At 45.0% G+C, this 24,981-nt stretch carries 18 protein-coding genes; 3 read left to right on the plus strand and 15 right to left on the minus strand.

Annotated features, from left to right (window positions below; translation table 11 throughout):
• Window positions 1-312: 312 nt before the first annotated feature.
• Genes NXH67_RS02350 through mgtE form a run of 3 tightly spaced genes read right to left on the minus strand, consistent with a single transcriptional unit; the run spans window position 313 to window position 7,808 of the window.
• A complete protein-coding gene (locus NXH67_RS02350; RefSeq protein WP_272796238.1) occupies window positions 313-3,966 on the minus strand; it encodes a GH25 family lysozyme in 3,654 nt (1,217 codons plus the stop codon).
• On the minus strand, window positions 3,963-6,428 hold the full coding sequence (locus tag NXH67_RS02355; protein WP_272796239.1) for an adenosine deaminase: 2,466 nt from the start codon (window positions 6,426-6,428) through the stop codon (window positions 3,963-3,965). The genes NXH67_RS02350 and NXH67_RS02355 overlap by 4 nt, the downstream gene beginning before the upstream one ends.
• 15 nt (window positions 6,429-6,443) lie before the next feature.
• A complete protein-coding gene (gene mgtE, locus NXH67_RS02360) occupies window positions 6,444-7,808 on the minus strand; it encodes a magnesium transporter (RefSeq protein WP_022777942.1) in 1,365 nt (454 codons plus the stop codon).
• A 288-nt stretch (window positions 7,809-8,096) separates the two neighbouring features.
• On the opposite strand from mgtE, the gene NXH67_RS02365 reads away from it, so the two are divergent.
• On the plus strand, window positions 8,097-9,086 hold the full coding sequence (locus NXH67_RS02365) for a helix-turn-helix transcriptional regulator (RefSeq protein WP_272796240.1): 990 nt from the start codon (window positions 8,097-8,099) through the stop codon (window positions 9,084-9,086).
• A 113-nt stretch (window positions 9,087-9,199) separates the two neighbouring features.
• On the opposite strand, the gene NXH67_RS02370 is transcribed toward NXH67_RS02365, so the two are convergent.
• Both NXH67_RS02370 and pflB read right to left on the minus strand, forming a co-directional pair.
• Window positions 9,200-9,523, minus strand: a complete 324-nt coding sequence (locus tag NXH67_RS02370) for a hypothetical protein (RefSeq protein ID WP_272796241.1) — start codon at window positions 9,521-9,523, stop codon at window positions 9,200-9,202.
• Between the two features lie 352 nt (window positions 9,524-9,875).
• Window positions 9,876-12,140, minus strand: coding sequence for a formate C-acetyltransferase (gene pflB / locus NXH67_RS02375; RefSeq protein ID WP_022777945.1), 2,265 nt, complete (start codon window positions 12,138-12,140; stop codon window positions 9,876-9,878).
• Between the two features lie 182 nt (window positions 12,141-12,322).
• Here pflB and NXH67_RS02380 point away from each other — a divergent pair, with 182 nt between their 5' ends.
• A complete protein-coding gene (locus tag NXH67_RS02380; RefSeq protein WP_272796242.1) occupies window positions 12,323-13,408 on the plus strand; it encodes a hypothetical protein in 1,086 nt (361 codons plus the stop codon).
• On the opposite strand, the gene NXH67_RS02385 is transcribed toward NXH67_RS02380, so the two are convergent.
• The 3 genes from NXH67_RS02385 to NXH67_RS02395 all read right to left on the minus strand — a co-directional run bounded on the left by NXH67_RS02385 (window position 13,397) and on the right by NXH67_RS02395 (window position 16,371).
• Complete coding sequence (locus NXH67_RS02385; protein WP_022777947.1) at window positions 13,397-15,298, minus strand: asparagine synthase-related protein; 1,902 nt, start codon at window positions 15,296-15,298, stop codon at window positions 13,397-13,399. The two genes, NXH67_RS02380 and NXH67_RS02385, sit on opposite strands and share 12 nt — an antisense overlap.
• A gap of 114 nt (window positions 15,299-15,412) precedes the next feature.
• Entirely contained in the window at window positions 15,413-15,610 is a 198-nt protein-coding gene (locus tag NXH67_RS02390) for a hypothetical protein (protein ID WP_022777948.1), read from the minus strand.
• 329 nt (window positions 15,611-15,939) lie between these two features.
• Window positions 15,940-16,371, minus strand: coding sequence for a hypothetical protein (locus tag NXH67_RS02395; RefSeq protein ID WP_272796243.1), 432 nt, complete (start codon window positions 16,369-16,371; stop codon window positions 15,940-15,942).
• Window positions 16,372-16,824: 453 nt separating this feature from the next.
• On the opposite strand from NXH67_RS02395, the gene pflA reads away from it, so the two are divergent.
• Entirely contained in the window at window positions 16,825-17,553 is a 729-nt protein-coding gene (gene pflA / locus NXH67_RS02400; protein ID WP_022777950.1) for a pyruvate formate-lyase-activating protein, read from the plus strand.
• A gap of 136 nt (window positions 17,554-17,689) precedes the next feature.
• On the opposite strand, the gene NXH67_RS02405 is transcribed toward pflA, so the two are convergent.
• The 7 genes from NXH67_RS02405 to whiA form a co-directional block, all read right to left on the minus strand.
• Window positions 17,690-18,463, minus strand: a complete 774-nt coding sequence (locus tag NXH67_RS02405) for a Crp/Fnr family transcriptional regulator (protein WP_022777951.1) — start codon at window positions 18,461-18,463, stop codon at window positions 17,690-17,692.
• Entirely contained in the window at window positions 18,460-19,020 is a 561-nt protein-coding gene (locus tag NXH67_RS02410) for an NUDIX hydrolase (protein WP_022777952.1), read from the minus strand. The genes NXH67_RS02405 and NXH67_RS02410 overlap by 4 nt, the downstream gene beginning before the upstream one ends.
• Window positions 19,021-19,284: 264 nt before the next feature.
• A complete protein-coding gene (locus NXH67_RS02415) occupies window positions 19,285-20,439 on the minus strand; it encodes a serine hydrolase domain-containing protein (protein WP_022777953.1) in 1,155 nt (384 codons plus the stop codon).
• A gap of 94 nt (window positions 20,440-20,533) precedes the next feature.
• Window positions 20,534-22,327, minus strand: a complete 1,794-nt coding sequence (locus tag NXH67_RS02420) for a Na/Pi cotransporter family protein (protein ID WP_272796245.1) — start codon at window positions 22,325-22,327, stop codon at window positions 20,534-20,536.
• Window positions 22,328-22,456: 129 nt separating this feature from the next.
• Entirely contained in the window at window positions 22,457-23,377 is a 921-nt protein-coding gene (locus NXH67_RS02425; RefSeq protein ID WP_022777955.1) for a GNAT family N-acetyltransferase, read from the minus strand.
• Between the two features lie 327 nt (window positions 23,378-23,704).
• Complete coding sequence (locus tag NXH67_RS02430; RefSeq protein ID WP_022777956.1) at window positions 23,705-23,965, minus strand: HPr family phosphocarrier protein; 261 nt, start codon at window positions 23,963-23,965, stop codon at window positions 23,705-23,707.
• Window positions 23,966-24,034: 69 nt separating this feature from the next.
• A complete protein-coding gene (whiA, locus tag NXH67_RS02435; protein WP_022777957.1) occupies window positions 24,035-24,979 on the minus strand; it encodes a DNA-binding protein WhiA in 945 nt (314 codons plus the stop codon).
• Between the last annotated feature and the right edge of the window lie 2 nt (window positions 24,980-24,981).

The raw sequence follows: 24,981 nt of genomic DNA on the forward strand, positions 1-24,981 counted from the left end.
TCGCCTGCTGACGGGTGGGATTTGGAATCAAGTGTCTCTCCTTCTTTTTGGTATACAAGTTTCTTCTCGTAGTCTGTGCCGGCTTTGAGAAGTTTACCGTCGTTGTCGAAGACCTTAACGGTGGTGGTGTATTTGCCGGCTTTAGGGGAGTAAGGAATGTCGGTGGCTATAACATTTATTCCATCGGTTTTAGAAAAAGCACGTCTGTAAACCGTGAATGATTTTGAAATCTTGCCCGAATAATTTCCCTTTCCACTTTATAAGGTGTATGCCGGGGGGTGTAAACCAAGGATGCAACCAGCATTGGCTTAATTACTTGCCGGCAACATTCTTCGCCGTTATCTTGAACGTCGCAACCACTCTTCCTCCGTAGTTACCAATGCCCTCTAATGTAACCTTGGCTGTTCCTTTGCCTACATTGGCCACATAGCTTCCGGGAACGATCCTGTAGTTCTCAGGTAAAACAAGGTTTTTTCCAACCATCACAGAAGTAATGTCGCTCTTCGTGATCTCAACGGGTCTTCCGGTGTAGCACTGATCGGCGATCTTAACCTTAGCCTTGACTATGCTTGTGGTTACAACGCGGAACTCGGCGCTGCCTATGCCTTCAAAGTTTCCTTTGCCATATACGGAGGCCCTTAGCCTGGTGCCTGCAGGAATGATGTCGGCGCTTAAGACGGGATCGCCATCGTACTTTTGCTGTCCGCCAATTGTTTTATCTTCTGCGTAGGTATAGATAATTGTCTTGTCAAAATCTGTGCCTGCAGCAAGCTTGTGTCCGCTAAGGTCTGTGATTGTCATAGAAGTCTTGAAGTTACCGGCTTTGTCTTTGCATGTAACATCTGCCGCATATACATCAAGGGCTCCCAGGTTCTCGGGGCTGATCTTGAATTCGCGCCTTATGGTTCCCTTGTAATTGCCCTTTCCGGTTATGGTGACACTGGCGTTTTTGCCCGGCTTTGTGACAGTTGTGTTTCCGGCGTACTTAAGCGTGTAATCTTTGCCCTGAACGAGGTCATAGAGCACGCCGTCTTTTTTGAACGCTATTTTTACCTCAGGCTTAACTCCGCCCTTGGTGAAATAATAGGTATCAACATCCTCCGGATCCGGCTCTTTTCCGGCTATTAGCAGAGCAGGCTCTATGGAAAAAGTCTTTTTAACAGCCCCGGAGAATGCTCCGATTCCGGTAAAAGTAATTGATGCCTTGTTCTTGCCGGCGTTGACGTTATTAAGATATAACACCGTAAAATGCTCATTCTCTCTTAACTCGTAAGTAGTTCCGGCTGCGTCCGTATAGGTCAGTTTGTAGTTGCCCTCCTGGGTTATGGCTTTGCAGGCAAAAACAAAAGATGTCTTAAGCCCCTCTACCTTGACAGACTTCATGGGAAGCGCTGTCACCTTGAAGGTGATCCTTCGCTCGCCGGTGTATTTGCCGTTTCCTCTGATGTATACCGATGCGGTGCCTGCCCGGTCGTTGTCGGTGTAGCGCTCGATCACATAGCCGTCAGCGTCAGGGTCTTCTCCGTCTCCAAGAAGCGGAACCGCAGCCTTATTGTAGCTAACGGTCAGTACCGGCTCAGCTGCCTTCACGGAGCCGTCTGCACCTAGCTCTAACTTCTGAGCCTTGATCTTGCCGATCTTGAGCTTGGAAACAGGTACTTTCTCGGTCTCCTTCTTCAGAATAACCGCTGTAAATGTGCCGCTTCCGGTGTAGTTGCCCTTAGCCTTTACAGTAACGGTATACTCTGTATCTTCATCTGCGCTGCCGATCAGCGCTTCATCATATATGTAATCAAAATCCTTACCTGCCGCAAGAAGGGTCGTTCCGCCCTTGTCGTCCTTAACATAGGACACGGTGGTAACTACCTTCTGCGCTTTGCCGGTATAGCCCAGCTTAACATCCGGGGCAATCAGTTTGTCAGTGATATCAAGCGGAAGAATCGCAAACTCCACGATTCTTGTCTTTTGATAGTTGCCCTTGCCGGTTATGATGAGCTGCGCTTTGTCAGTCTCGGTCTTGCCGACGTTAACATTATTCTTGTATTTAACGGTGTAATCCGAGCCCAGCTTAAGCTGTTTGGTGCCGTAAAAAACTCTTATCCCCGGGAAAGTGATCGCTTTGCCCTCGTAGTTAACGCTCTCAGGCACTCCGTAAACCAGTATCTCAAGCGGTACCTTATCTGCGCTCGCGTACATGGCCTTGATATCAGCATTTTCCGGAAGATCAAGGTCTCTCCAGTCAAGAGATTCATCCAGCTTCCAGCCTGCGTAGAGCACGGTGTCTCGCCTTAAGGTATCCTTTGTAAAATCCCATTCATAATTGCAGTTCTCATCCTTGTACCAGCCGGTGAAGATATAGTCCTGTCTCACGGGATCAGCGGGCTTTTTGATCAGAGTGTTGTACACTGCAGTTATGCTGCTGACGCTGCTGCCGCCCATACTGTCGAAGGTCATGGTGTAGCTCTGGATCTTCCAGATGGCGTAGAGAACGTCGTTATCCTGGGTGAGGGTGTACTTATCTCCCGGCATGTAGGATTGGCCGGTTCCGTCGGCCTTGGTGTTCCACTCTACAAAAGTATGACCGGCGTTGTTATAGCTGCAATTAGCTACGGTAACTTCTGTTCCTTGATAGCCCTTGGTAACTGACATGCTACCGCGCCCACCGTTGGCTTCATATTTGAGGCTGTCGGCGATGCGATAGTAGTCTCCGAACCAAAAATCAAAATCTACATATGTACTTCCCACCATGCCCGAAGGGAAGCTGAAACTACTGGTAACCTGCCAGGTCTCAAGCCTTCCCTCGTAGGAGGTGCCATATTCGCCATCAAGATTTTTGACAAAATTGGCCATCCAGATGTAGGTCGTTTTCGGGATTTGGGAAAGAACCATGTCTTTTTCAAGCATATCCCTATTGGCGTATATTCCTGGAAGGAAGCCGCTGTTTTTAATAGTAGTGCAAAAACGGTTGACGATTGCAGTGTGCTGCTCTGCTGAAAGCCCAGCTTTCTGAAGTCTTCCGGGGTCTTTACTATATTCGTAATCTATGTATATAGGCAAAGTGATAGCACTTTTGAAGTCTTTGATCTTGTTTAGGCAGTAATTAGCTTCCTCAACGGCCTCATCTTCCGTTATAGCCTGTGAATAGATGTATACGCCAACCTTAAGTCCTGCTGCCGCTGCATTCTTTGCATTGTTTACAAAGCATTCATCGTCGATAAGCGTTCCTGCAGATCCGTATCCTCTGGCACCTGCCCTTACAATAACGAAGTCAATGCCAAATTCCTTTTTCATACGAGCAAAGTTATCTTTAGTAATGTTCTTCTGATACTTTGAGATGTCTATACCATAGCGAATGCCAACTCTTTTGCTGTCATCATCGGTCTTGTAATACTTGGGATATCTGACCCTGAGCTGCGGATGGAGCTTGAATACATGTGGATCGGGATTCTGCGCCTCAAGGAAAGTGAATTCCTCCTCATCAAGAGGTGAAATGGGAACCATTGTCTGATCCTCTTCTATTGGAAAGTATTTAAGAAGTTCCGGATCCTCAGAATCGTAGAACCAGGTGTCACCGTTTTCATCAACGGATATGTAGTTGCCGTCTTCCGTTTTGGTGAGGTTATAACGCTCAAGCCAAGCGGATTCCCAGTCATCTGGCAACACAGCTGATTCTTCCGTAATCGCTGTATCTTCCGGAATATCAGTGGTTTCCGACAATTCAACATCCTCAGGAACCTCTGTGAGCTCATGCGATGTATCTTCGTCAGTACTTTGTTCCTGAACGGTCTCTATATCGGGATTAGCTTCATCAACTTCTTGTAACGCTACAGTCCCTTCCTCTTCCTCAGACTCTAAGGTAATCTCCTCAGAAAAATCAGTGTATTCTCCCTCTGATGCACTTACAGGGATTCCCGTAAACAGCATCATGCAGCTGAGTAATGCTGCGCACAATCTCTTTTTCATCATTTCTCCTTCTCCCCAAACTCCCTCTGTATCTTCCTTATCTGCTCCACGATCCCCTTCTCCTCATCGAAGAATTCCACGTATCCCTGCAGGGAACGGGCCTTCTGCTGGAGGGTCTTGGAGCGGCTCCACACCAGGATGGCGGCTTTGCCTTTGCCATTTTTGGCTTCCTGGATGAGGTTGGCGGCGGCGCTGTTGCCATCGAAGGCAACGACCATGGAAGGGCGCCTTTCGAAGATCTCGTAGTTGAAGCTCTTGTAGATGCCCATGCCCTCAGTCTCTGTGGAAACTCTTATTTTAACGCCGCTATTCTTTAGCCGGTCAATCTCTTTGGCGGTCACGGCCGCAGGAACAACGCTGTAGATCTTGAATCCTTTTTTATTATTATCAAGCAGATACTTCTCATAGCCTGAGAGCTTGTGCCCTATGACAAAAAAGACCTCCTCGGGATCCAGGAACTTCATCAGCTCCTTCATCTGTTTGATGCCCTCCTGTGTCACACGGGTAGCACGCTTCTCGGTATTAAAGCTTCCTCCCAGCAAAATAACCGGGAATCTATCCCAGGCCAGCTCCTCAATCTCTTCCTTGAGCTCTCTGTTGGCGTCGAACCTTGGAACACTCTTAGTATTGCCACGGGATATCTTAACAGTCTGCATCTTCTCAAGAAGGACTTCCTCCATATCCCTTTCGCCGAGCATCTCCGTGTAAGCTGCTTTCTTGGTAGAATACGCAGCCCTGCTGTATTCTATGATGCTCTCCTCGGTTTCCTTCATAAGACGAAGGTCCTTCTCAGACAGCTCCAGCATCCTCTCCAACGACAGTTCCTCATCAATTGAATTGGTTCCGTAGAGAGCCGCACCATCTGAGCCCTGCACGCACTTTATGCCCTGTTTCAGGTACTGCCGCAGGGGGTGCTTATCCAGGGAATTCAGGTTATTTAATCTTACGTTACTGGTTATCTGGAACTCCAGCACCACATTGTTCTCTTTTAACATCTTAAGGACTTCTTTGCCCTTCAGAGACCTTAAGGAGTAGGTGTACAGACCATGTCCCAGTCTCATTCTCGGCATCTGCTGCCCCGGCGCAAGGAAATCCCGTACACACTGAATGCTGCCCAGAATATTGTCCTTGTAACTGTCATTCTCTCCGGCGTGAACTCTGATGACAAAGGAAGGATCCTCCTTTGCGATCTTCACCAGCTCCTTGAAAACAGGTCTCAGAGTGCTGATATCATTAATCTCCTCGCCGACAAAATCGCAGCCCGCCACATACGGATCAAGAGCTGTGGCCTTCAGAACTGCCAGGTTCTGCTCCAGATAATCCGCCGGTGTCACCGCATCTTTGATAATTGTAAGAGGGATCCTTCGCATCGCAGCCAGGAAACGGATCATGACACCCGTCTCCTGATATATCCTTGGCATGACCTCATGGACCTGCCGTAGCATTTCGATGGATTCATATTTTTTTACCAGAGTGGTATCACTTATCTCGGCGTAGCAGACTCCCTGACGCTTGTAGTAACGAGCGATCCACAGGAGCTTGTCCTGGAAAATAGTATTATTGCAATAATCCGGATTCTCCCTGTCTATCAGCATCTGCTTGAGGTAGCGCTTAACGTCCTCGTCGGGGATCTGGTCCACGTTATGGAGCCTTATCTTCTCATCGCTCTCTTTTCCTTTGCAAAAGACATATCGATAGAGGTAGACCTTCTCAAGGTTGGTAAAAACGGCCTGTCCATCCTTGATAACAGCCAGCGAACCACGGATCTTGACTATGTTCATCTCCGCATTTCCGAGGTTATTGAGGATCAGGTCTGCAAAATTGATATATGTGTTGTCATTGATCTTGCGGTCTAGGTATTTGCCGGTAAGCTCTGATGTAATGAACTGCTTGGCAACCTTGGATCTCTGGGCATTTACCCGGATCCACTGCTCTTCGGTTAGCTGCAGCTCTAACTTTTTGACATAATACAGGGGATATCTTATCTGATGGCAGATTCCCAGGGCAATCAGCATATCGCCTGTGAGATTGCCGTTCATATGGGTGTGGAGATCTGCGCGGAATTTCAATTCTTTTTTTACAAAGGTCTTAAAAACAGTCTTATCAAGGCCTAAGCGATAATCCTTGGTCTGGCTCATGAGAGTCTTGGAAATAGCCGGGATCGCAGCCTTCATCTCAACGCGGGCGTCGGGATATATCCTTGCAACTTCGATGTCACCAAGGCTGAAGATATAGCTCTCATGGTTCTGCGCATCAATAAAACAAGGAACCTCGCCTCTTATCACCAGCATTCCGTTCTCGTCATGGGAGAGGGGCAGCCGCACGATTGCTGCGAGATTCCTTATAAGATTGCCTGTGCCGTGGTTGGGCGTGGACAGAACGTAGAGCATTCTGTCCAGGTCCTTGTACAGGCTCACAATAATGTCTTTTTCATTATCCAGGAAAAAGGCTGTGAAATAGGTCATATTGTCACCTCTGTTTTATAAAACCAAGTGCAGCAGTCTCGTTGCCATATTGAAATATACCAGCAGCGAAAGTGCATCAACGATTGTCGTGATCATAGGTGATGCCATAACAGCCGGGTCAAAACCCGCCTTGGAAGCCAGCATGGGAAGGCAACAGCCCACCAGCTTGGCAATAAGTACTACGATAAGAAGGGTCAGGCATACAACAGCCGCAACAGGGACTGAGAGCTTATCCAAAAGAAGCAGCTTAACAAAGCTTGCGGATGCAAGGGTCAGACCGCAGAGAAACGCTACCCTCAGTTCCTTCCATATGATCTTAAAAATGTCGTCAAACTCGATCTCTTTTAGCGAAAGTCCACGAATGATGGATACGCTGGCCTGGGAACCCGCATTACCGCCTGTGTCCATCAGCATTGGAATATATGCTGTCAGAACAACGTAGGCTGCAAGGGCTTCCTGGAAGCCGGTGATGATGGCGCCGGTAAAGGTGGCACTGATCATCAAAAGAAGGAGCCAGGGCATTCTGTTTTTGTAAGTTTCAAATATACCAACCTTGGGATAGGGCTTGTCGGAAGGCATGATAGCTGCCATCTTCTCGATATCCTCAGTGGCCTCTTCTTCCAGAATGTCCACTACGTCATCGATGGTGATGATACCGACCATTCTGGTCTCGTTGTCAACAACGGGCATGGCGGTAAAGCCGTATTTCTGGAACATTCTGGCCGCTTCTTCCTGGTCGGTCATGGTGTTGATGCTGATGACGTTGGTGTTCATTATGTCTCCGATGGTGTCATCGGGATTCATTATCAGCAGGTATCTGAGGGCAACTGTGCCCACAAGGATCTTTTGTCTGGTTACGACGTAGCAGATATTGATGGTCTCAGAATCCACACCCTTTTGTCTGATGCGCTCAATGGCGTCGTTAACGGTCATGTCCTCACGCAGGTCCACGTACTCCACGGTCATGATACTTCCGGCGGAGTCCTCAGGGTAACGCAAAAGATGGTTAATATCAGCTCTGGTCTCAGGGCTGGCATTAGCCAGAATACGCTTAACGACGTTGGCGGGCATCTCTTCCAGAAGATCCGTAGCATCGTCGGCCATCAGATTGTCGATAATATTGGATGCTTCACGATCTGACAGTGATCGAATGATGTACTGCTGTGCATCGAGTTCCAGATCGGCAAAAACATCTGCTGCCATGTCCTTGGGCAGGATCCTGAACATTTTAAGGGAATCCTCATTTTCCATCTCACCCATTGCAGCCGCGATATCGGCTGTGTTCATCTCTGAGATGGTCTGACGGAGCAGTGTGTATTGCCTGCTAGAGAGAAGATCCTGTAAAACTTCAACGATTGTCTTTTCTTCTTCCATTTCCATGGTAATCTCCTTTGTATGTGGTTTTTATGGTACTTCGACCGGGAGCAGGATCACTGCCGCATTTATGTGTATCCGACTTCATTAAAAACCACCACCTTTCATTCGAGATTACATGAAAATCGCATTTCCATGCACTATAATGATAGCACAGTGGGGTGGGTTGTGCAAAAGTAATATTGGGGATAAATAGGCCCGAGTTAAATATGGATTTATATTTATTCCTTTCATTGATAACATGTTGAAAATTGGGGTATCATTGTAGCAGAATACTTTTTGCAGGAGGCGGTTATGCCAAAGGGAACAAATCAGAAACTCAAGCTCTATTATCTTGCCAAGATTCTTGTTCAGAAGACGGACGACACTCATTACCTTACTATGCCTGAGATTCGTAAGCTTCTCGAAGAATACGATGTTACTGCGGACAGGAAGAGTCTATATGACGATATGGAAGCGCTGAGGGTTCTTGGCATTGATGTTATAGGCGAGCAGCGGGGCCGCAACTACTACTACCATGTGGGAGGCAAGCACTTCGAGCTGGCAGAATTAAAGCTCCTGGTGGATGCCATCCAGTCCTCCAAGTTCATAACCGAGCGCAAGTCCTCGGATCTGATCAAAAAGCTCACAGCCCTTGCCAGTGAGCATGAAGCAGCGCAGCTGAAGCGCCAGGTTGTGGTTCAGGGCCGCGTCAAGACCATGAACGAGAGTATCTACTATCTGGTGGACGAGATTCACACAGCCATGATGAGTAACAAGCGCATCACCTTCGAATACCTGACCTGGAATCTGGAAAAAAAGATGGTTCCAAGAAAGGAAGGCCTCTACGAGGAAAGCCCCTGGGCTCTTACCTGGGATGATGAGAATTATTACCTCATAAGCTACGACACCCCCCAGCAGAAGATCAAATTTTTCCGCGTGGACAAAATAAGAAACATCACAATAACAGATAAAAGGCGTGAAGGCCGCGAAGAATTTGAGCAGTACGACATGGCCGCCTGGGCAAGAATGAATTTCGGAATGTTCGGCGGCAAAGAAACTATGGTGAAGATTGCCTTCAACAACAGCTTTGTCGGCATCATGATAGACCGCTTTGGCAAAGATATGCCCATTCGCCCCTCCAAAAAAGATGGTTGGTCGGAAACCACCGTGGAAGTCGCCATCAGCGACCAGTTCTTTGGCTGGATTTTCTCCCTTGCCACCAATGTGGAAATACTGGAGCCTGCAGATGTCAGGCAGCGGTATAAAACAGAGATTGCGAATTTGATCAGCATGTATAAATGATTATTCTTAACAGCATAAAAGATCTGGATTATGAATCTGCAGCACAGAATATATTGGAAAAAAGCCCGAGGCTTCTCAATGAAGTCCCGAGCTTTTCTTTTTTGTAATTCAAATTATTTAACCCATCTTGTGTGTGCATTCTTTACTTCAGGAAGCTCTTTAACGCTTTCGCAGATGCTCTGAAGCTTCTCGTATGAACCATCTTCTACAGTGAACACATAATAGCATCCATATGGGCGATACATTGCAGTAGCATTTGCCACATTCTCAACATTAGCAACTGCACTGCTGTCAAGATCAACATACTCGTTGAACTCTACAACAAATACATTATTTGTATCATGCTCGATGTTTGCCTCAGCAAAACTCTGGTGTCCTGTGATTGCCATAACCATTCCAACAAGTACTGATGTAAAAGTAATAACTAAAGCTTTCATTTCTTATCTCCGTATAAACTAAATCTAAAAAATTTATTAACTGTTTCCGACAAGTGACAATATATCAGATACGCTTATACTTGTAAATACAAAATCCGAAAAAACAATAATTCATTAACGGCGTATAGAAATGAAATAAAATACATCCAGAGCCCATCTGCTTTGCAGCGATTTTTGCGCAATCTCAGACACAAAGAATTCACATTTTACCCGATCAAAAAAGATTGTTGCGAGACGCAAAGTAGAGTGCGTACATATGACTCCGTCACCTTTCATTAGCCAATACACAGATGAGAGGCAGACAACATAAAAAATACTTGTTTTATGTTGTCTGCCTCTCATCGTCCTGCTATTAAAGTGCCTCGTGGCATGTACGTGCGATAACGTCGAGCTGCTGCTCCTTAGTAAGGTTGATGAACTTAACAGCATAACCTGATACACGGATTGTGAAGTTAGCGTACTCAGGCTTCTCAGGATGCTCCATAGCATCGATGAGCTTCTCCTTACCAAATACGTTAACGTTGAGGTGGTGTGAGCCCTGGTTGAAGTATCCGTCAAGGACGTTAACCAGCTTGTTTGCTCTCTCCTCGTCGTCGTGACCAAGAGCGTTAGGATTCATTGTCTGTGTATTTGAAATTCCATCGAGAGCGTACTCGTAAGGAATCTTAGCAACAGAGTTAAGTGAAGCAAGAAGTCCGTTCTTCTCTGCACCGTAGGAAGGTGATGCACCGGGTGCAAATGAAGCGAATGCAGGTCTTCCGTCAGGTGTAGCACCTGTAGCCTTACCATAAACAACGTTAGATGTGATTGTAAGGATAGATGTTGTAGGCTCGGAATCACGGTATGTGTGGTGCTTCTCGATCTTCTTCATGAAGGTCTTAAGGAGCCATACAGCGATCTCGTCTGCTCTCTCATCATCGTTACCGTATCTTGGGAAGTCTCCCTCTACCTTGTAGTCGATAACAAGGCCTGACTCGTCACGAACGGTAGAAACCTTAGCATACTTGATAGCTGAAAGTGAATCTACAACGTGTGAGAAGCCTGCGATACCTGTAGCGAAGGTACGTCTTACGTTTGTATCGATAAGAGCCATCTCAGCTGCTTCGTAGTAGTACTTGTCGTGCATGTACTGAATGAGGTTGAGGATGTTTACATAGAGTCCTGCAAGCCAATCCATCATGATGTCGTACTTGTGCATTACTTCGTTATAATCAAGAACTTCTGAAGTGATAGGAGCCATCTCAGGACCTACCTGCATGTGCTTGCCGTCCTTTGTAAGGAACTTCTCATCCTTACCGCCGTTGATAGCGTAAAGAAGGCACTTAGCAAGGTTAGCTCTTGCTCCGAAGAACTGCATCTCCTTACCTGTCTGTGTAGCAGATACGCAGCAGCAGATGCTGTAGTCATCGCCCCAGATAGGTCTCATAACATCGTCGTTCTCGTACTGAATTGAAGATGTTGTAACAGAGATCTTAGCAGCATACTTCTTGAAAGTAGCAGGGAGCTTGGATGTGTAGAGCACTGTAAGGTTAGGCTCAGGTGAAGGTCCCATGTTCTCAAGAGTATGAAGGAATCTGAAGTCGTTCTTAGTAACCATGTGACGGCCGTCCATACCAAGACCGCCAACCTCAAGTGTAGCCCAAACGGGATCGCCTGAGAAAAGGTTGTTGTATGAAGGAATACGAGCAAACTTAACCATTCTGAACTTCATTGTCATGTGGTCGATAAGCTCCTGAGCTTCCTTCTCAGTAAGAGTACCCTCACGAAGGTCTCTCTCAATATAGATATCAAGGAATGTTGAAACACGTCCAACTGACATTGCAGCACCGTTCTGTGTCTTGATAGCTGCAAGGTATCCGAAGTAGAGCCACTGAACTGCCTCTCTTGCGTTCTTAGCAGGCTGTGAGATATCGAAGCCGTATACAGCTGCCATCTCCTTCATGCCCTTAAGTGCTCTAACCTGCTCGGAGATCTCCTCTCTCTGACGGATGATGTGATCAAGCATTGTTCCGTCGCCGCAGTTGTTGTAATCTTCCTGCTTCTTCTGGATAAGGAAGTCGATACCGTACAGAGCAACTCTTCTGTAGTCGCCTACGATACGTCCACGTCCGTATGTATCAGGAAGACCTGTTACGATGTGGCTGTGTCTTGCAGCTCTCATCTCAGGTGTGTATGCATCAAATACTGCCTGGTTGTGAGTCTTGTGGTACTCTGTGAAGATCTTGTGGAACTTCTCGTTTACCTTGTAGCCGTATGTCTCAGCAGCTTCCTCAGCCATCTTGATTCCGCCGTAAGGCATGAATGCTCTCTTAAGGGGCTTGTCTGTCTGAAGACCTACTACAGTCTCAAGATCCTTCATAGACTCATCGATATATCCGGGGCCATAAGCTGTGAGGCTTGAAACAACCTCTGTCTCGCACTCAAGAACGCCGCCCTTCTCACGCTCTTCTTTCTGGAGCTCCTGAAGTCTTCCCCAAAGCTTATCTGTAGCTTCTGTGGGATCTGCTAAAAAGCTCTCATCTCCGTCATAGGGTGTGTAGTTATTCTGGATGAAATCACGTACATTTACGTCATCCAGCCAGTGGCTTCCTTTAAAGCCTCTCCATGCTTCTTTCATAATATTCTCCTTCTTAAAAAACAAAGTGCTTGTTAAAGTTTTATCACTTATTTTTCCGAAGGTTATCTTATCAAAGCGACATTATGTAAACATTGATTGTAATCAAGTTTGTGCTTGTTCACAAAATGGTCACAATATTTTTTTAAATTAGTAGAGTCTTTTTTTGAAAAAGGAGAGAATAAATGTATCAGTATCTTGAAGATAATAATTCTAATTCAAGCCCAATAGCATTTGAAACTCAGGATAATCCGCAGCCTCCCGTGCAATTTGACACAGAAGCTGCGCTGAAAGACCGCAACGATCGTCTTCGCGGCGAGTTTCTTTTAGAGGAGAGCAATCCGAACATCAAGCGTGAGTATCTTGAGTCAGATATAGATTCCGACATCAGACAACAGCTGGCCAAACAGGAAGAATACGCAGACGCAGCGAATCCTTTTTCCAAGAATAGCGACGACAGCAGACACACTTCTCGTAGCAAAAGGAAACAAAGCCCCTTCATGATTTCCATGCTAAAGGTGTCGGCTGTATTTTTAGTGGTATTCTCACTAATCGCCGGCTATGCCCGTTTCTCAAGTCGTCCCGATGTCACCGACAAGCAGCACCCCTTCACTGTGACAACCCTGTCACAGGATGCGGATCTTGTAGATTCCTGCAATATAGATTTTTACGACTTTTACCTTACAAGCGACGGCGATCTGTACATGTACGACACCCGCTTCAACGAGACCTATCTTGCAGATAACAATATTACCGCCATCTACTATAACGAAAACTTCAGCGATGCCCATTTTATCTACGCCACCAAAGAAAACGGAAGCCGAACCGGTATCGTCAAGATCACCACTTCAAAGGAGTATCAGACACTCCTTTTAGGTGAGCATTACCCCCAGATGGTTTCCTCCGACGGCAGATTTCTTTTTTACAGCGACAGACAAAACGGCGGCATGCTCTATGTTTACGACAATTATTCAGAGACAAGCTTCAAGGTAAGTCATCTCAAGGATTCTTGTGTAATTGCCTCCAACAAAAAAGGTGATGCCGTCCTTATAAGGGACAACATCACCGGTGATATCTATGGCTGGAACGAAGCCGATTACAGAGATGATAAAGACCTCGAATATATCTGCAGCGGCAAAACCGAGTACACCATAAACTATGATTCTGATACCGCTATCACCATCAGCTTCAAGGATAAAAACGGAATGCAGCGTGTTGCGGTGTCACATGACAAGATTTACACGTGGGTGTATAAGAATTCAAGAGGATAAATTCGCTTCTCTGGAACGCTTGACCAGATGCTCTATTTGAATACATTGAATTATTGTTGAATAAATCTTACTATCAAATTCTTTATTGCTCTTGCAATAAACCCAATCATTTAAGACGTCAAAGTCAAGATAGTCAGACCAGTAATCCCGATCAAGCCATTCAAGATACTCTTTCCTGCTATTAATTGTTTCCTCTTTTAAACCGCCGTCTTCTTTCTCATTCTTTTTATTCATGACAGTGTTTTTCATGCTGATGCTCTCTTTAGACTTCAGCCAGTACAAGGACTCTGGCATAATATCCTTGAAAGCCTCTCTGAAAATATATCGATTATAGTACCAGTTATGGTATAAATACCTGGGAATGCCCAGTGCAAAATCAATTACTCTATAGTCAAGATATGGTGTCAAATATCTTATACCGGTACAACTCCCGTAGAAAGCCAAAACATCGAGTCTGTTTCTGCTGCCTCCTTGCCTAATATACCTAACAGGGTCGTATGCAAAATATAATAAAGGTAAAGCTTTTGTTTTATTTTTCTCAGCAAACTCAGGCTTCATAACAGGGTTAGCACCCGCATCCACATGGAAAAAAGGCTTTAACAACTTTTCTCTGGCATATTTTAAATTATCTCTAATAAGCCCAATGGTCTTAATAAGTCTGTATTTCGAAACACTACTCCTTGAATACATCAGTCGCAAATAATGATAGTACTCATGATAGTGCAGCATTTCATATGGATTTGCCCTGTGACTAACGCCTTCATCACCTCCGTGACCGGTAAAAACAAATTTAACACCTTGATTCCTCATAAATGAAGCAGTCTCATAGATTTGGGCTGTATTCATATAGTGTGGAAATGCATATTTTATATAATAATAGGTATTTTTATATTTTCCTTCAGTATCCAAAAAGAAACGTTGATTAAGAGTCTCGTCCCCGTCAATCTGTATTTTCAGCCCCCCATAGTTACATTCTATTCCTGCCTTTTCACATACATCTTTTATTACAAGGCGCTCATCCTTTTCCACTATAGGTAGATAATCTTCCCCAGGAGTCCAGGAATAATACACGCAGTCTTTTCTCAATCCTGCCAAAAGCAGATCAATCACGCTTGAATCTAAGCCCCCTGACAATTCCGCTCCAATTCGAAATGATGATGCTCTTGCTCTAATAGCAACAGCATTCTCTACTAACTTCCTAAGTTCACGAGTATACTCTGTCCTATTCTTACAGCGAATCTTTTTTTCTCCGGGAATCCAATAGTAGCCTTCGTTACATGTTATTTTAGAATCAGAAAAATCAAACTTTACATAACCACCGGGAGACACACATTTGATTCTACGATATTCAGTATTTGTTGCTGAATGCTCAGATGCACCTATCATCGCATAATACAATAGTTCTTCATTAACTGAAACATCTGTATCCTCTACAGAAGTAATGCCTCTGATATCCGTAGAAAAAATCACTCTCTTATCATCCTGATAGTAAAAAAGTGGCCTGATTCCCATGTGATCTCTAAACAGCACAAGTTGCTTTCCAAAATCATCCCAAATGGCTCCTGCGAAATCTCCATTTATGTCTTTTAAGCCTTGAATCCCTTTTTCTTTTATTGTACAAAAAATATAATCATGGTCAGATTGTTCTGTTTCATTCTCTGAAAATACAAATGCATCAATGGCTCCTAGCATGCTTCCGTTCTTCATTAGATAATTATCAGCATTTGAATCCTTTTCTCTCAAACGCTCAGGCTTGATTCCCAAAAGAAAGGTCTCTGTAACAGTCCTTTGATTCTCCAAATCACCGTACAGACCATTCCACTTAGTCAATCCAATGTAATTAGTTTGTTCGATTTTATTTTTTGAAACTACACCATATATTCCACTCATAATTCACCATGAACCACTTCAAAATCTCATTATTATACTAACTGACATATACAAAAATAAGAGCTCATCAAATGTCTTTGATGAGCTCTTTAACACCAATTTAAGACGACTGAATTATGATAACTTATCAGTAAACTCTTCTTCCTCAGGAGTTGATTCTGTACCCTTTTCTTCCTGGCCCTTATCGCCTTTAGGAGTATGGTCATGTGTGCCCCCATACCATGTGCAACTCTCGTGATCATCGCACCAGAATCCTCCAGCAGTCTCTGTAAGGTTTAATTCTGCAAGTTCAGGTGTGTTCCATTTCTTCATTATAACTCTCCTCCGTTTTCTGTATTTTTAGTATATTCTTTAGGATATTTCATATTCTATCGAACTGCTATTCATAGGTCAATAATTCTTTCATCATTGTTACATATAGCCCCTCCCAAAGCCTTGAATTGTCTGAGTTTTATAGGTTCATTTAATCTATAATTTATACATTTTTGTTATTTGTCAAAAACTATCTATTTGGATTGCTTTTTGTCTGATTATTTTATACCAATGGGGACGGTTCTGTTTGGTATAGTTTTTCACGAAAAACTATACCAAACAGAACCGTCCCCATTGGTATAAAATCACCCACACAGGTGTATCTTCCTTTATCTATCCCCTATAGCCTTTTTTATTGTTGGCCTGGAAACACCGGTAAGTCGTTCAATTTGTCTAAGTGTCACGCCTCTGCCATGAATTTTTTTCAACACATCAAAGCGTTCGTTCTTGTCCATGGATTTTAGTCCCTTTTGATTTTTATCTTCAGGCACATATTCCCTTACTATTTCTTCGGCCCAGGTATCATCATGCTTTTCATCGTACTCCATGCAGCTATCGTCATTCTCGGTTCCAATGAATTTTCGATAACGTTCCCCGTTATCTATAAATTTTTTGACGTAGCTAAAGTCCATATACTCCGGCGGATTAAAGTAATCCCAGTAACTACTCCATCCATACTTAGATGCGCTGCATATTCCAGCCTTCTGCGGATTATTCAAAATGTATCTGAAGACAGTAAAAAAATATCTGCCATCATCCACCGGCTCGCTCCTTTACCTATCCTGAAACAGATGACCAACACGGTTGTACTTGGCTTTGAAATAATAGGAATAGCTTGCGGCACGTGGCTTTCGTGACATTATTTTCTCCTATGACTTATTAATGACTTTTTTGGAAATGTCCGGCTGAAATATCATTGCCGTGTCTGAAGGCTCAGAACTGAGCTCACGACTAGGGTAGCATAAACTGCCTGTCATGTAAACAGCTTTGGTGCAATCTTAAGAAAGCCTTAAGAAATTTATGTTTTGTCGCATTTTTATTTACATGATGCCAAAGCAATCTGCTCTTTTTGATTCTACGCAATGTTTTAGTTTGATATAATTACCATAGATTATCGGGCAAACTACATCAGCGGGACGTTTTTATACCAATGGGGACGGTTCTGTTTGGTATAGTACACGATAGTATAGTTACAGAAAGACGAGGAAATAATTATGATAAAAGGAGCAATCCATTCCATAGAGACTTTCGGTTCCGTTGACGGGCCGGGCATCAGATTTCTTGTATTCCTTAAGGGGTGCAAGCTTCGCTGCAAGTATTGCCACAACGCAGACACCTGGGATCCCAATTCCGAGGATATGAGAAGTGCCGATGAGCTGCTGGACTTCGCAGAAAGGTACAGAACCTATTGGGGAGAAGACGGTGGAATCACTGTCAGCGGCGGAGAGCCCCTGCTTCAGATTGATTTTCTTTTGGAATTCTTCAAGAAGGCAAAAGAAAAAGGCATAAACACCTGCATAGATACAGCGCTTCAGCCTTTTACAAAAGAGGAGCCCTTCTTTTCCAAATTCCAAGAGCTCATGAAATATACGGATTTGTTATTGGTTGATATCAAACACATCGACAGAGATGAGCATATTAAGCTCACAGGTCTTCCCAACGAGAATATCATCGAAGGCATGAAGTACCTCTCAGAGATTGACAAACCCATCTGGATCAGACACGTACTGGTTCCGGGCATTACCGACAACGACGAGTATCTTCACAAGACCAGAGCGTTCATCGAAACTCTCTCCAATGTAAAAAGAATTGATGTATTGCCCTATCACACCCTTGGCCAGCACAAGTTTGAAGCCCTAGGCATTCCCTACCAGCTGGAAGGCGTCAAATCCCCCACCGCCGACCGCGTCGAAAACGCCCGCAATATTCTAAACGGCAAATAATACACTATCTCCCTTCTATCCATGATTGCTATAGACCGGGAAAAAGGGAGATTATACTCTGCAAGCGCATCTTCTACCGGTGTCATAGCACAGGACAAGGTGCTCTGGGACAGAAAAGCGGCTTGTCCGTCCTCTATCACTGTGAGACGTATATCTCCCTCAGGGCGTCTCGGTCCAGTACTTTAATCTTGCCGTGGCCTGTGCGGGTGATAAGATTCATCTTCTCCATCTCCCTGAGCTTACGACTGACCGTCTCAGTCCTAAGGCTCACACTGGCAGCGATATCATCGAGCTTGAGCACGATGTCATCAGTGGCGCTTCGGTCCACTCTGTACATGAGGAATCCAGCAAGTCTAGCCATGGGATCCTTGGTAGACAGTAGCATGTTTCTCTCGTTGGCATCGTGAAGTTTTTTACTGAGAAGAATGATGGTATTCATGGCTGCAGTAGGGTCATTTACCACCTTGATGAAATCATCCCTGTGTATCTGACAGATGGATGCATTGGTAAGGCACACTGCAGAATAAGGATAAATACTGCCATCCAGGAACATTCCTTCCCAGATGATATCGTGGTCCGCAAGAATAGTAATGATCTGCTCTCTTCCAAGGGAGTCATAACGGCAGAGCTTGACTCTGCCTTTTCTTATGATACAGATGGAATCAACAGGGTCACCTTCTCTGAAGAGATAACTGTTCTTCTTGAGCGTCTCATGAACCGAGTGCTCCATAAGGCTCACCTGGGCGTTGACAGGAAGACCCTCGATAAGAGGCACGCTCTCTGTGCAGAAGCCGCCGCATTCCTCGCAGATATTAAGTCCTACAATACCCCTCTTCAAGGCATTGTTCTGACCTTCCGATGGCTTCTTATATATTCCGTTGTTTCTGATATTTTGATTTCTTTCGCTCATGATCTACTCCACAGATAGCAATAAGCCTGTGTTCTTGCGGCAAAAGGTTCTGTCTTAAGGAGCTGTCTTACCTGCTCCTTGGTATACCAGCCGGGCTCGATCTCTTCCAGAGTAGAGCTGCTCTTGGAAAAAGTCCCTGCGGCTCTTCCAACACAGCACACGTTCTTCTCATTGGAAAATCCCACAGCACTGTAGCTCTCTCCGATCCAGTCATCAATAGCCACAAGGTCAAGACCTGTCTCTTCCTTAAGCTCGCGCCTTGCGCTCTCCTCCGGAACTTCTCCGGGGTCGATAAGACCTGCCGGAAAATTGTAGACCCAGGCACCGGGAGCCATTCTGAATTCCCTGTTGATAAGGATCTTCTCTCCGGTCTCGTCATGCATGATCAGCACAACTGCGTCCACTTTCTTGTTATGTATATCCTCAAAGCCCTTGAGATTGGGATTTCTGCTGATTATCTCATAGACTTTGTCGATGTTGTCTTCTGTTTTGTAGTGAAGGTCATAGCGGGTGATAAAATGGCCCTGCTCCTTCTTTTCTAAGTATTCAAATCGCATACTATTCTCCATCATTACTCCGCGATATCGCATGACTCCTCTACGTTCTCGTCATGCTACGTCCACTCGGAAATCGATGTGCTCATAAATATCGCGCATCTTTTTTCCTCATGTCCGTTCAGTCATTTCATAAACACAACGCTTTGTGCACGCACAGCATTGTATTTACTCATTCCTTATATCGCTCATATTCAAATCGCATACTATTCTCCATCATTACTCCGCGATATCGCATGACTTCTCTACGTTCTCGTCACCCAAAAATCAACAAGCGCCGTACACAATCTGTCTGATTCCGCGGATAAAGTTATAATCACAACCGCCCTCAATCTGCTGCATATAGATCACGATCAGCTCCTCGGTGGGATCAACAAAGAAATAGGTTCCTGCCATTCCGTCCCATCCATATTCGCCAATACTGCCGTTTGAGCAGGCAGCGGAAGGATCCGTCAGAATCCTGAAATAGTTGCCGTATCCATAGCCAACACAGCTGTCCAGATCCAGCGCATCCTGCTGAAGAGGTGTGAGCTGTGGGCTTGTCATAAAGGCAAGGGTCTTCTTGCCGATAAGCTCTTTGCCGTGATAAGAGCCCTTGTTAAGTAGCATCTGGGCAAAATGCGTATAGTCGTTGATAGTTGAATACAGCCCTGCGCCGCCGCTCTCAAATAAAGGCTCCCTTGTGGGATGCTCCATGGACAGGCGTCTTCTGACATCATCCTCTGCTCTCACTGCCTTACCTGTCTTATCTCTTCTGTAGAGAACAGCTGCTCTGAAGGCCTTGCTGTCGTCAATCTTAAATCCTGTATCCTCCATGTTAAGAGGAGTAAATATCTCCTTTTTCAAAAACTCGGAATACTTCTGTCCTGTGATAACCTCCATCACCGCTGCCATAACATCCGCGGAATAACCGTATCTGAATCCGGTTCCCGGCTCGAAGGCAAGATAGCCTTCCGCCAGTTTGTTGCAGAAATCCACGTTGCTCTTAAGGATTCCCGACTGTCTCTGGGCCGTTGCTTCCTTCACAACCTTGCCCATAGATCTCTCTGCCTCACCGAAATCACCGGGATACACAATGCCGGAAGTCATGTTCAACAGATCTTTTATCAAAATAGGATTCTCCGCCTTCTTGATTCCCTCCGGAGAAGCAACCTTGCAATCCTTGAAGGCAGGCAGATAATCGGATACCTTGCTCATAAGGTCCAGCTCACCTCTCTCATAGAGCATCATGGCTGCCATGGCGGTGATGGGCTTAGTCATACTGAAAATCTTGTAGATGCTATCCTCCCTGTCGGGCTCAAGGTGATTCTCATAGACTCTTTTGCCCTTGTGTTCCACAACAAGAGCTGCGCCCTGGATTCTCCCGAGCTTCTGCTGAGCCTCCATATATGTAGTCAGTCTGCCAAGTTTCCTGATATTCATAAACAAATCCTTCCAATTTATTCTTGTAATACGCTCAAAAGCTGTGAGAACCCCGCAGAGTCTCACAGCCTTTTAATGACAATGTCTAACTGTGTCAATACTTAACCGCAGGCAATTCGTACTTTCTCTCATAGAATTCAACTGCCTTGTCGAAGTCCTCACGCTTGTCAGCCTTCAGCGCTTCAAGGTATCCGTGGGCATCATAGGCATCGTCGTTAACCTCAATGATACCAACCGCGATATTGCTGCAGTGATCGGCAATCCTCTCAAAATCTGTTCCGATGTCGCTAAGATCAAATCCCTGCTCGATGGTACATTTGCCTTTGCGAAGTCTTCTCACATGACGGCGCTTAACTTCCTTCTGTATTCCGTCGATGGTTTCCTCAAGGGGCTCAATTTCTTTGGCCACAACCATATCCAGATTCTCGAAGCTCTTAAGTGACAGCTCCACAATCTCCTGAACCGCTGCAGAAAATACACCCATCTCTATCTCTGCCTTAGGTGAGAACTTCCTCTTGTTGTCTGACATATTCCTGGCCTTCTGCATGATATTGAGGGCGTGGTCACTGATTCGCTCATAGTCGGTGATACAGTGCAAAAGAACTGAAAGTGTATGGCTGTCCTCCTCACCAAGGTGGTGGGAGTTAATCTTCATAAGATAAGTTCCCAGCTGATCCTCGTAGCGGTCAACCTTTCTCTCAAGATAGTCAACCTCATCCGCGATCTCTGAATCAAATTCATTGATAAGGCCGATTGCCTTAACCAGAGCATCCCTTGACATAGTAGCCATCTCAACCGCAGCCTGTCTTGCCTGCTGAAGAGCAAAGGGCGGGTTCTTTAAGAAGCGCTCGTCCAGAGTACGAATAGCCTCGTTCTCCTCCTGCTCCTTTTTCTCCTTCTCATCGATAGGAATAGTCTTAAGAGCCAATTTAACAAGGAGTCCTGCAAAAGGCAGCATAAGAGGCGTTGCCACAAGGTTGATGAGCGTATGGATTCCGGCGATACCAACCATTCCGCTCTGCTCCTCCATGAATGCAAAATGTACAAAGGAATTGACTGTATAGAAGATGATCATAAAGAGTGAAGCCTTGATGATATTGAAGTAAAGGTGCATCAGGGCTGTTCTCTTACCGTTCTTGTTGGCACCAAGGGATGAAAGGATCGCTGTAATACAGGTTCCTACCTCTGCGCCCACAACCACGGGAATAGACATGCTGTATTTAACGCTGACTGATAATGAGAGAGCCTGCAGTACACCGATGGTTCCGGCAGAACTCTGAATTACCATGGTAAAGATGATACCAACCAGAAATCCGATTATTGGATTGGAAAAAGTTGTAAGGAAATCCACAAATGAATCAACTTCCTTAAGAGGTGAAACAGCGCTGGACATGCTGCTCATACCAAACATAAGAACCGAGAAGCCAAGAAGAATGGTTCCGATATTCTTCTTTTTGTCGCTCTTGGCAAACATATACAGACCGATACCGATTATCGCCAGGAAAGGCGTAAAGGATGCGGGCTTTAACAGATTGATCAAAAAGTTGTCACTGCTGATTGCGTTTAATGAAAGAAGCCATGCGGTAAAGGTTGTTCCGAGGTTGGCACCAAGGATAACGCTTACTGCCTGCTTGAGAGTCATGATACCTGAATTAACAAGACCAACAACCATTACGGTTGATGCAGATGATGACTGAACAAGAGCCGTTACACCGACTCCGAACAGATAGGCTATGATAGGATGCTCCGTAACCTTGGCAAGAACTGCCTCGAGCTTACCTCCGGCTGCCTTGGTGAGGCCTCCGCTCATAACATTCATTCCATAAAGAAACATGGCAAGACCGCCTACGAGTCCTGCGACCAAACTGAACATTTGAAGTGCTGTCATTTTTCCTCCGATAGGTATTCTCTCCTGAGGGGCTCCAGTGTCCCTTAGTACCTATATTCTTAAATCCTTCTCATTGCTACAGCTATATATTACAGTATTAAGCTAAAAATTACCATAAAGAAATGCTTTTTATGTCAAATGTTTAACCATTTTAATATATGTGCCATAGTTGCACTGACTAAGCTCCACCTTCTTGCCGTTGTAGGAATGTCCGTAAATATTCTCCTCCACCTCTACCTGCTCGCTGACTGCAAACCCCAGCTTGTTGCACAGATGGATGGACACCAGATTCTCCTTTTTAACCAGAGTCTGGACCTTATCGAACAAAAGAATGTCACGGCCGTAGTCAAGGATTGCTTTGCAAGCCTCGAAGGCATAGCCCTGCCTCTGAAACTGCGTTCCTATCAAAAAGCCCAGCTCAATGTCCTCAAATCCGTTCCTTACGGAATATCCCGCTCTTCCAATGATTCTGCCATCGATAAGCCTTACGATAGTCCACACGCCAAAGCCCATAAGGCCGTAGACCTTCTCAATGTAGTCCTTCTGATATCTCTTCTCATCCGCCGGATCATCGAAAAGTCCCTCCATATACCTGGTCATTTCCGGATCCGCGTAGATCTTGTAGAATTCATCAATATCTTCCAGGGTGGTCTCTCTGATAAGTAACCTCTCAGTCCTAAGAACCTCCCAGGGCTCCCCTGCGTATCTCTGATAGGTCTTAACAAAAGAGTCGAAATCTATCTCGGTAAGCTCTGAAAAAATGTATTTAAGGTCCTTAAACTTCTCATCCTTATTAAACTCATGCCACAGTCCGGTAATATAATATCCGCGGCCTTTTAGTTTCTCCGCCATACTGCCGCTGTCGCAGATAACCAGCATCTCTCCGGGCTCTCCGGGAATACTGATATTGGTCTCCTCATCTGCATATACCACAGATGCATCCACTTTGTTTTCTTTAATATATTCAATCGTCTCTCCAATCTGGGAAGTTATGATCTCACTGTCCATGAATTCACTTCTCAGAACAAAAACTACCGTTTTTAACACCATATCACCTCAAAAACAGAAACTTTCAAACTTAATTATAAGGCACAGGCATGTTTTTTTAAACAACAAAAAAACGCAGCCCGCATATTTACTGGTTTCCGGGCGCGTTCATAATTTGTTTACAATTAATTAAAAGCTTGTTTACTCAGAATCATCTTTTGGACATATAGGCTTGTTAATATAATATTGTCAGATGAGTTAAGACAATACCAAATAAAAAACTTTTTCATAATATGCCAGGTAAGGAAGCTTACCTGGCATCCTCCCTTTTTAGAGCAAATTTTATGGCATGTCGTTTCCGACATGCCATTTTCTAATCGCTAAAAGTCATCACTGTGCATTTCCCTGAAGAAACTTCTCAAGATCAGCTACTGCTGTCTCTTCGTCGCTTCCCTCAGCTATTACAGTTACTTCCTCACCTGTGTTGAGGTTAAGTGTCATCATTCCCATGATGCTCTTGGCGTTAACTTTTTTAGACTGAGCCTCGATGTGCATTGTACTCTCGTACTTGGATGCGAGCTGAACGAGCTCTGCAACAGGTCTTGCCTCAAGTCCTCTTGGTAACTTGATTTCGATAGATTTTGTGATCATAATTCCCCTCCTTGCCGGGCTTACACTGTGTAAGCTATAAACTGCAGGTATTTCAAACATTACATTGTATCAGAGCCTGATCTTCTCAGCCAGTTCGCTGAGCTTGCGGAGCCTGTGATTGACTCCCGATTTACCCACCGGCGGATCAAGATAGCCACCCAGTTCTCCAAGAGTTGATTCCGGGTGTTCCAACCTTACTTCGGCCATCTCTCTGAGTCCGTCCGGAAGCTTGTTAAATCCGTAATGGTCTCTGATATAGGTGATATCCTCAATCTGCTTGGCGGCGGCATTAACAGTCTTGGCAATATTGGCCACGTCGCAGTTGACACGTCTATTGATGGAGTTGCGCATTTCCTTGACAATACGAAGATTCTCAAGATTCATGAGACTGACGGGAGCCTCCATAATATTCAGAAGATCTACAATTCCTGCACCTTCCTTAACATAAAGGACATGGTATTTCTTCCTCTGAACTATTCTGGCTTCTATATCAAAACTCTCGATCATCTGCTGAAGCGCCTTAGCCTGTCCCTCATAGTTACAGACAAACTCCAGATGATATCCCTTGTTTGGATCGCTTATGGAGCCGGTACACAAAAAGGCATCACGTAAAAAAGCCCTTTTACAACAGGAATTCCTGGTAACCATAGGGCTTGCCCCATTGTCAAATTCCCTGACCTTACGGTCGCCGTCAAGCATTCTGATGGCCCCAAGGACTGAGTCCAGTTCCTGCCTGTCAGTAAGAACAGGCCGATAAACTCTGCCCCCTTCCTTAATTTCAGGGATATTCTCCAAAAAGCTAGTTCTTATATTAAATGCTTTTTTTAATAATGTAAAGAACTTTCTGACTGCCAGCTCATTCTCATCCTGCAAAAACAGCGCAGCCACGCCGTTTTCGTCGGACTCCACATAACCCTCGCAGGTAATTATCGCAGCAATCTCAGCCAGCTGACAGTGCCTCGGTCCTCCGATCCTGGCAGCAAGTTCTTCTTTAACCTCTGCTGAAAAAGACATAT

The organism is Butyrivibrio sp. DSM 10294 (genome assembly GCF_028539135.1).
Lineage (GTDB): Bacteria > Bacillota > Clostridia > Lachnospirales > Lachnospiraceae > Butyrivibrio.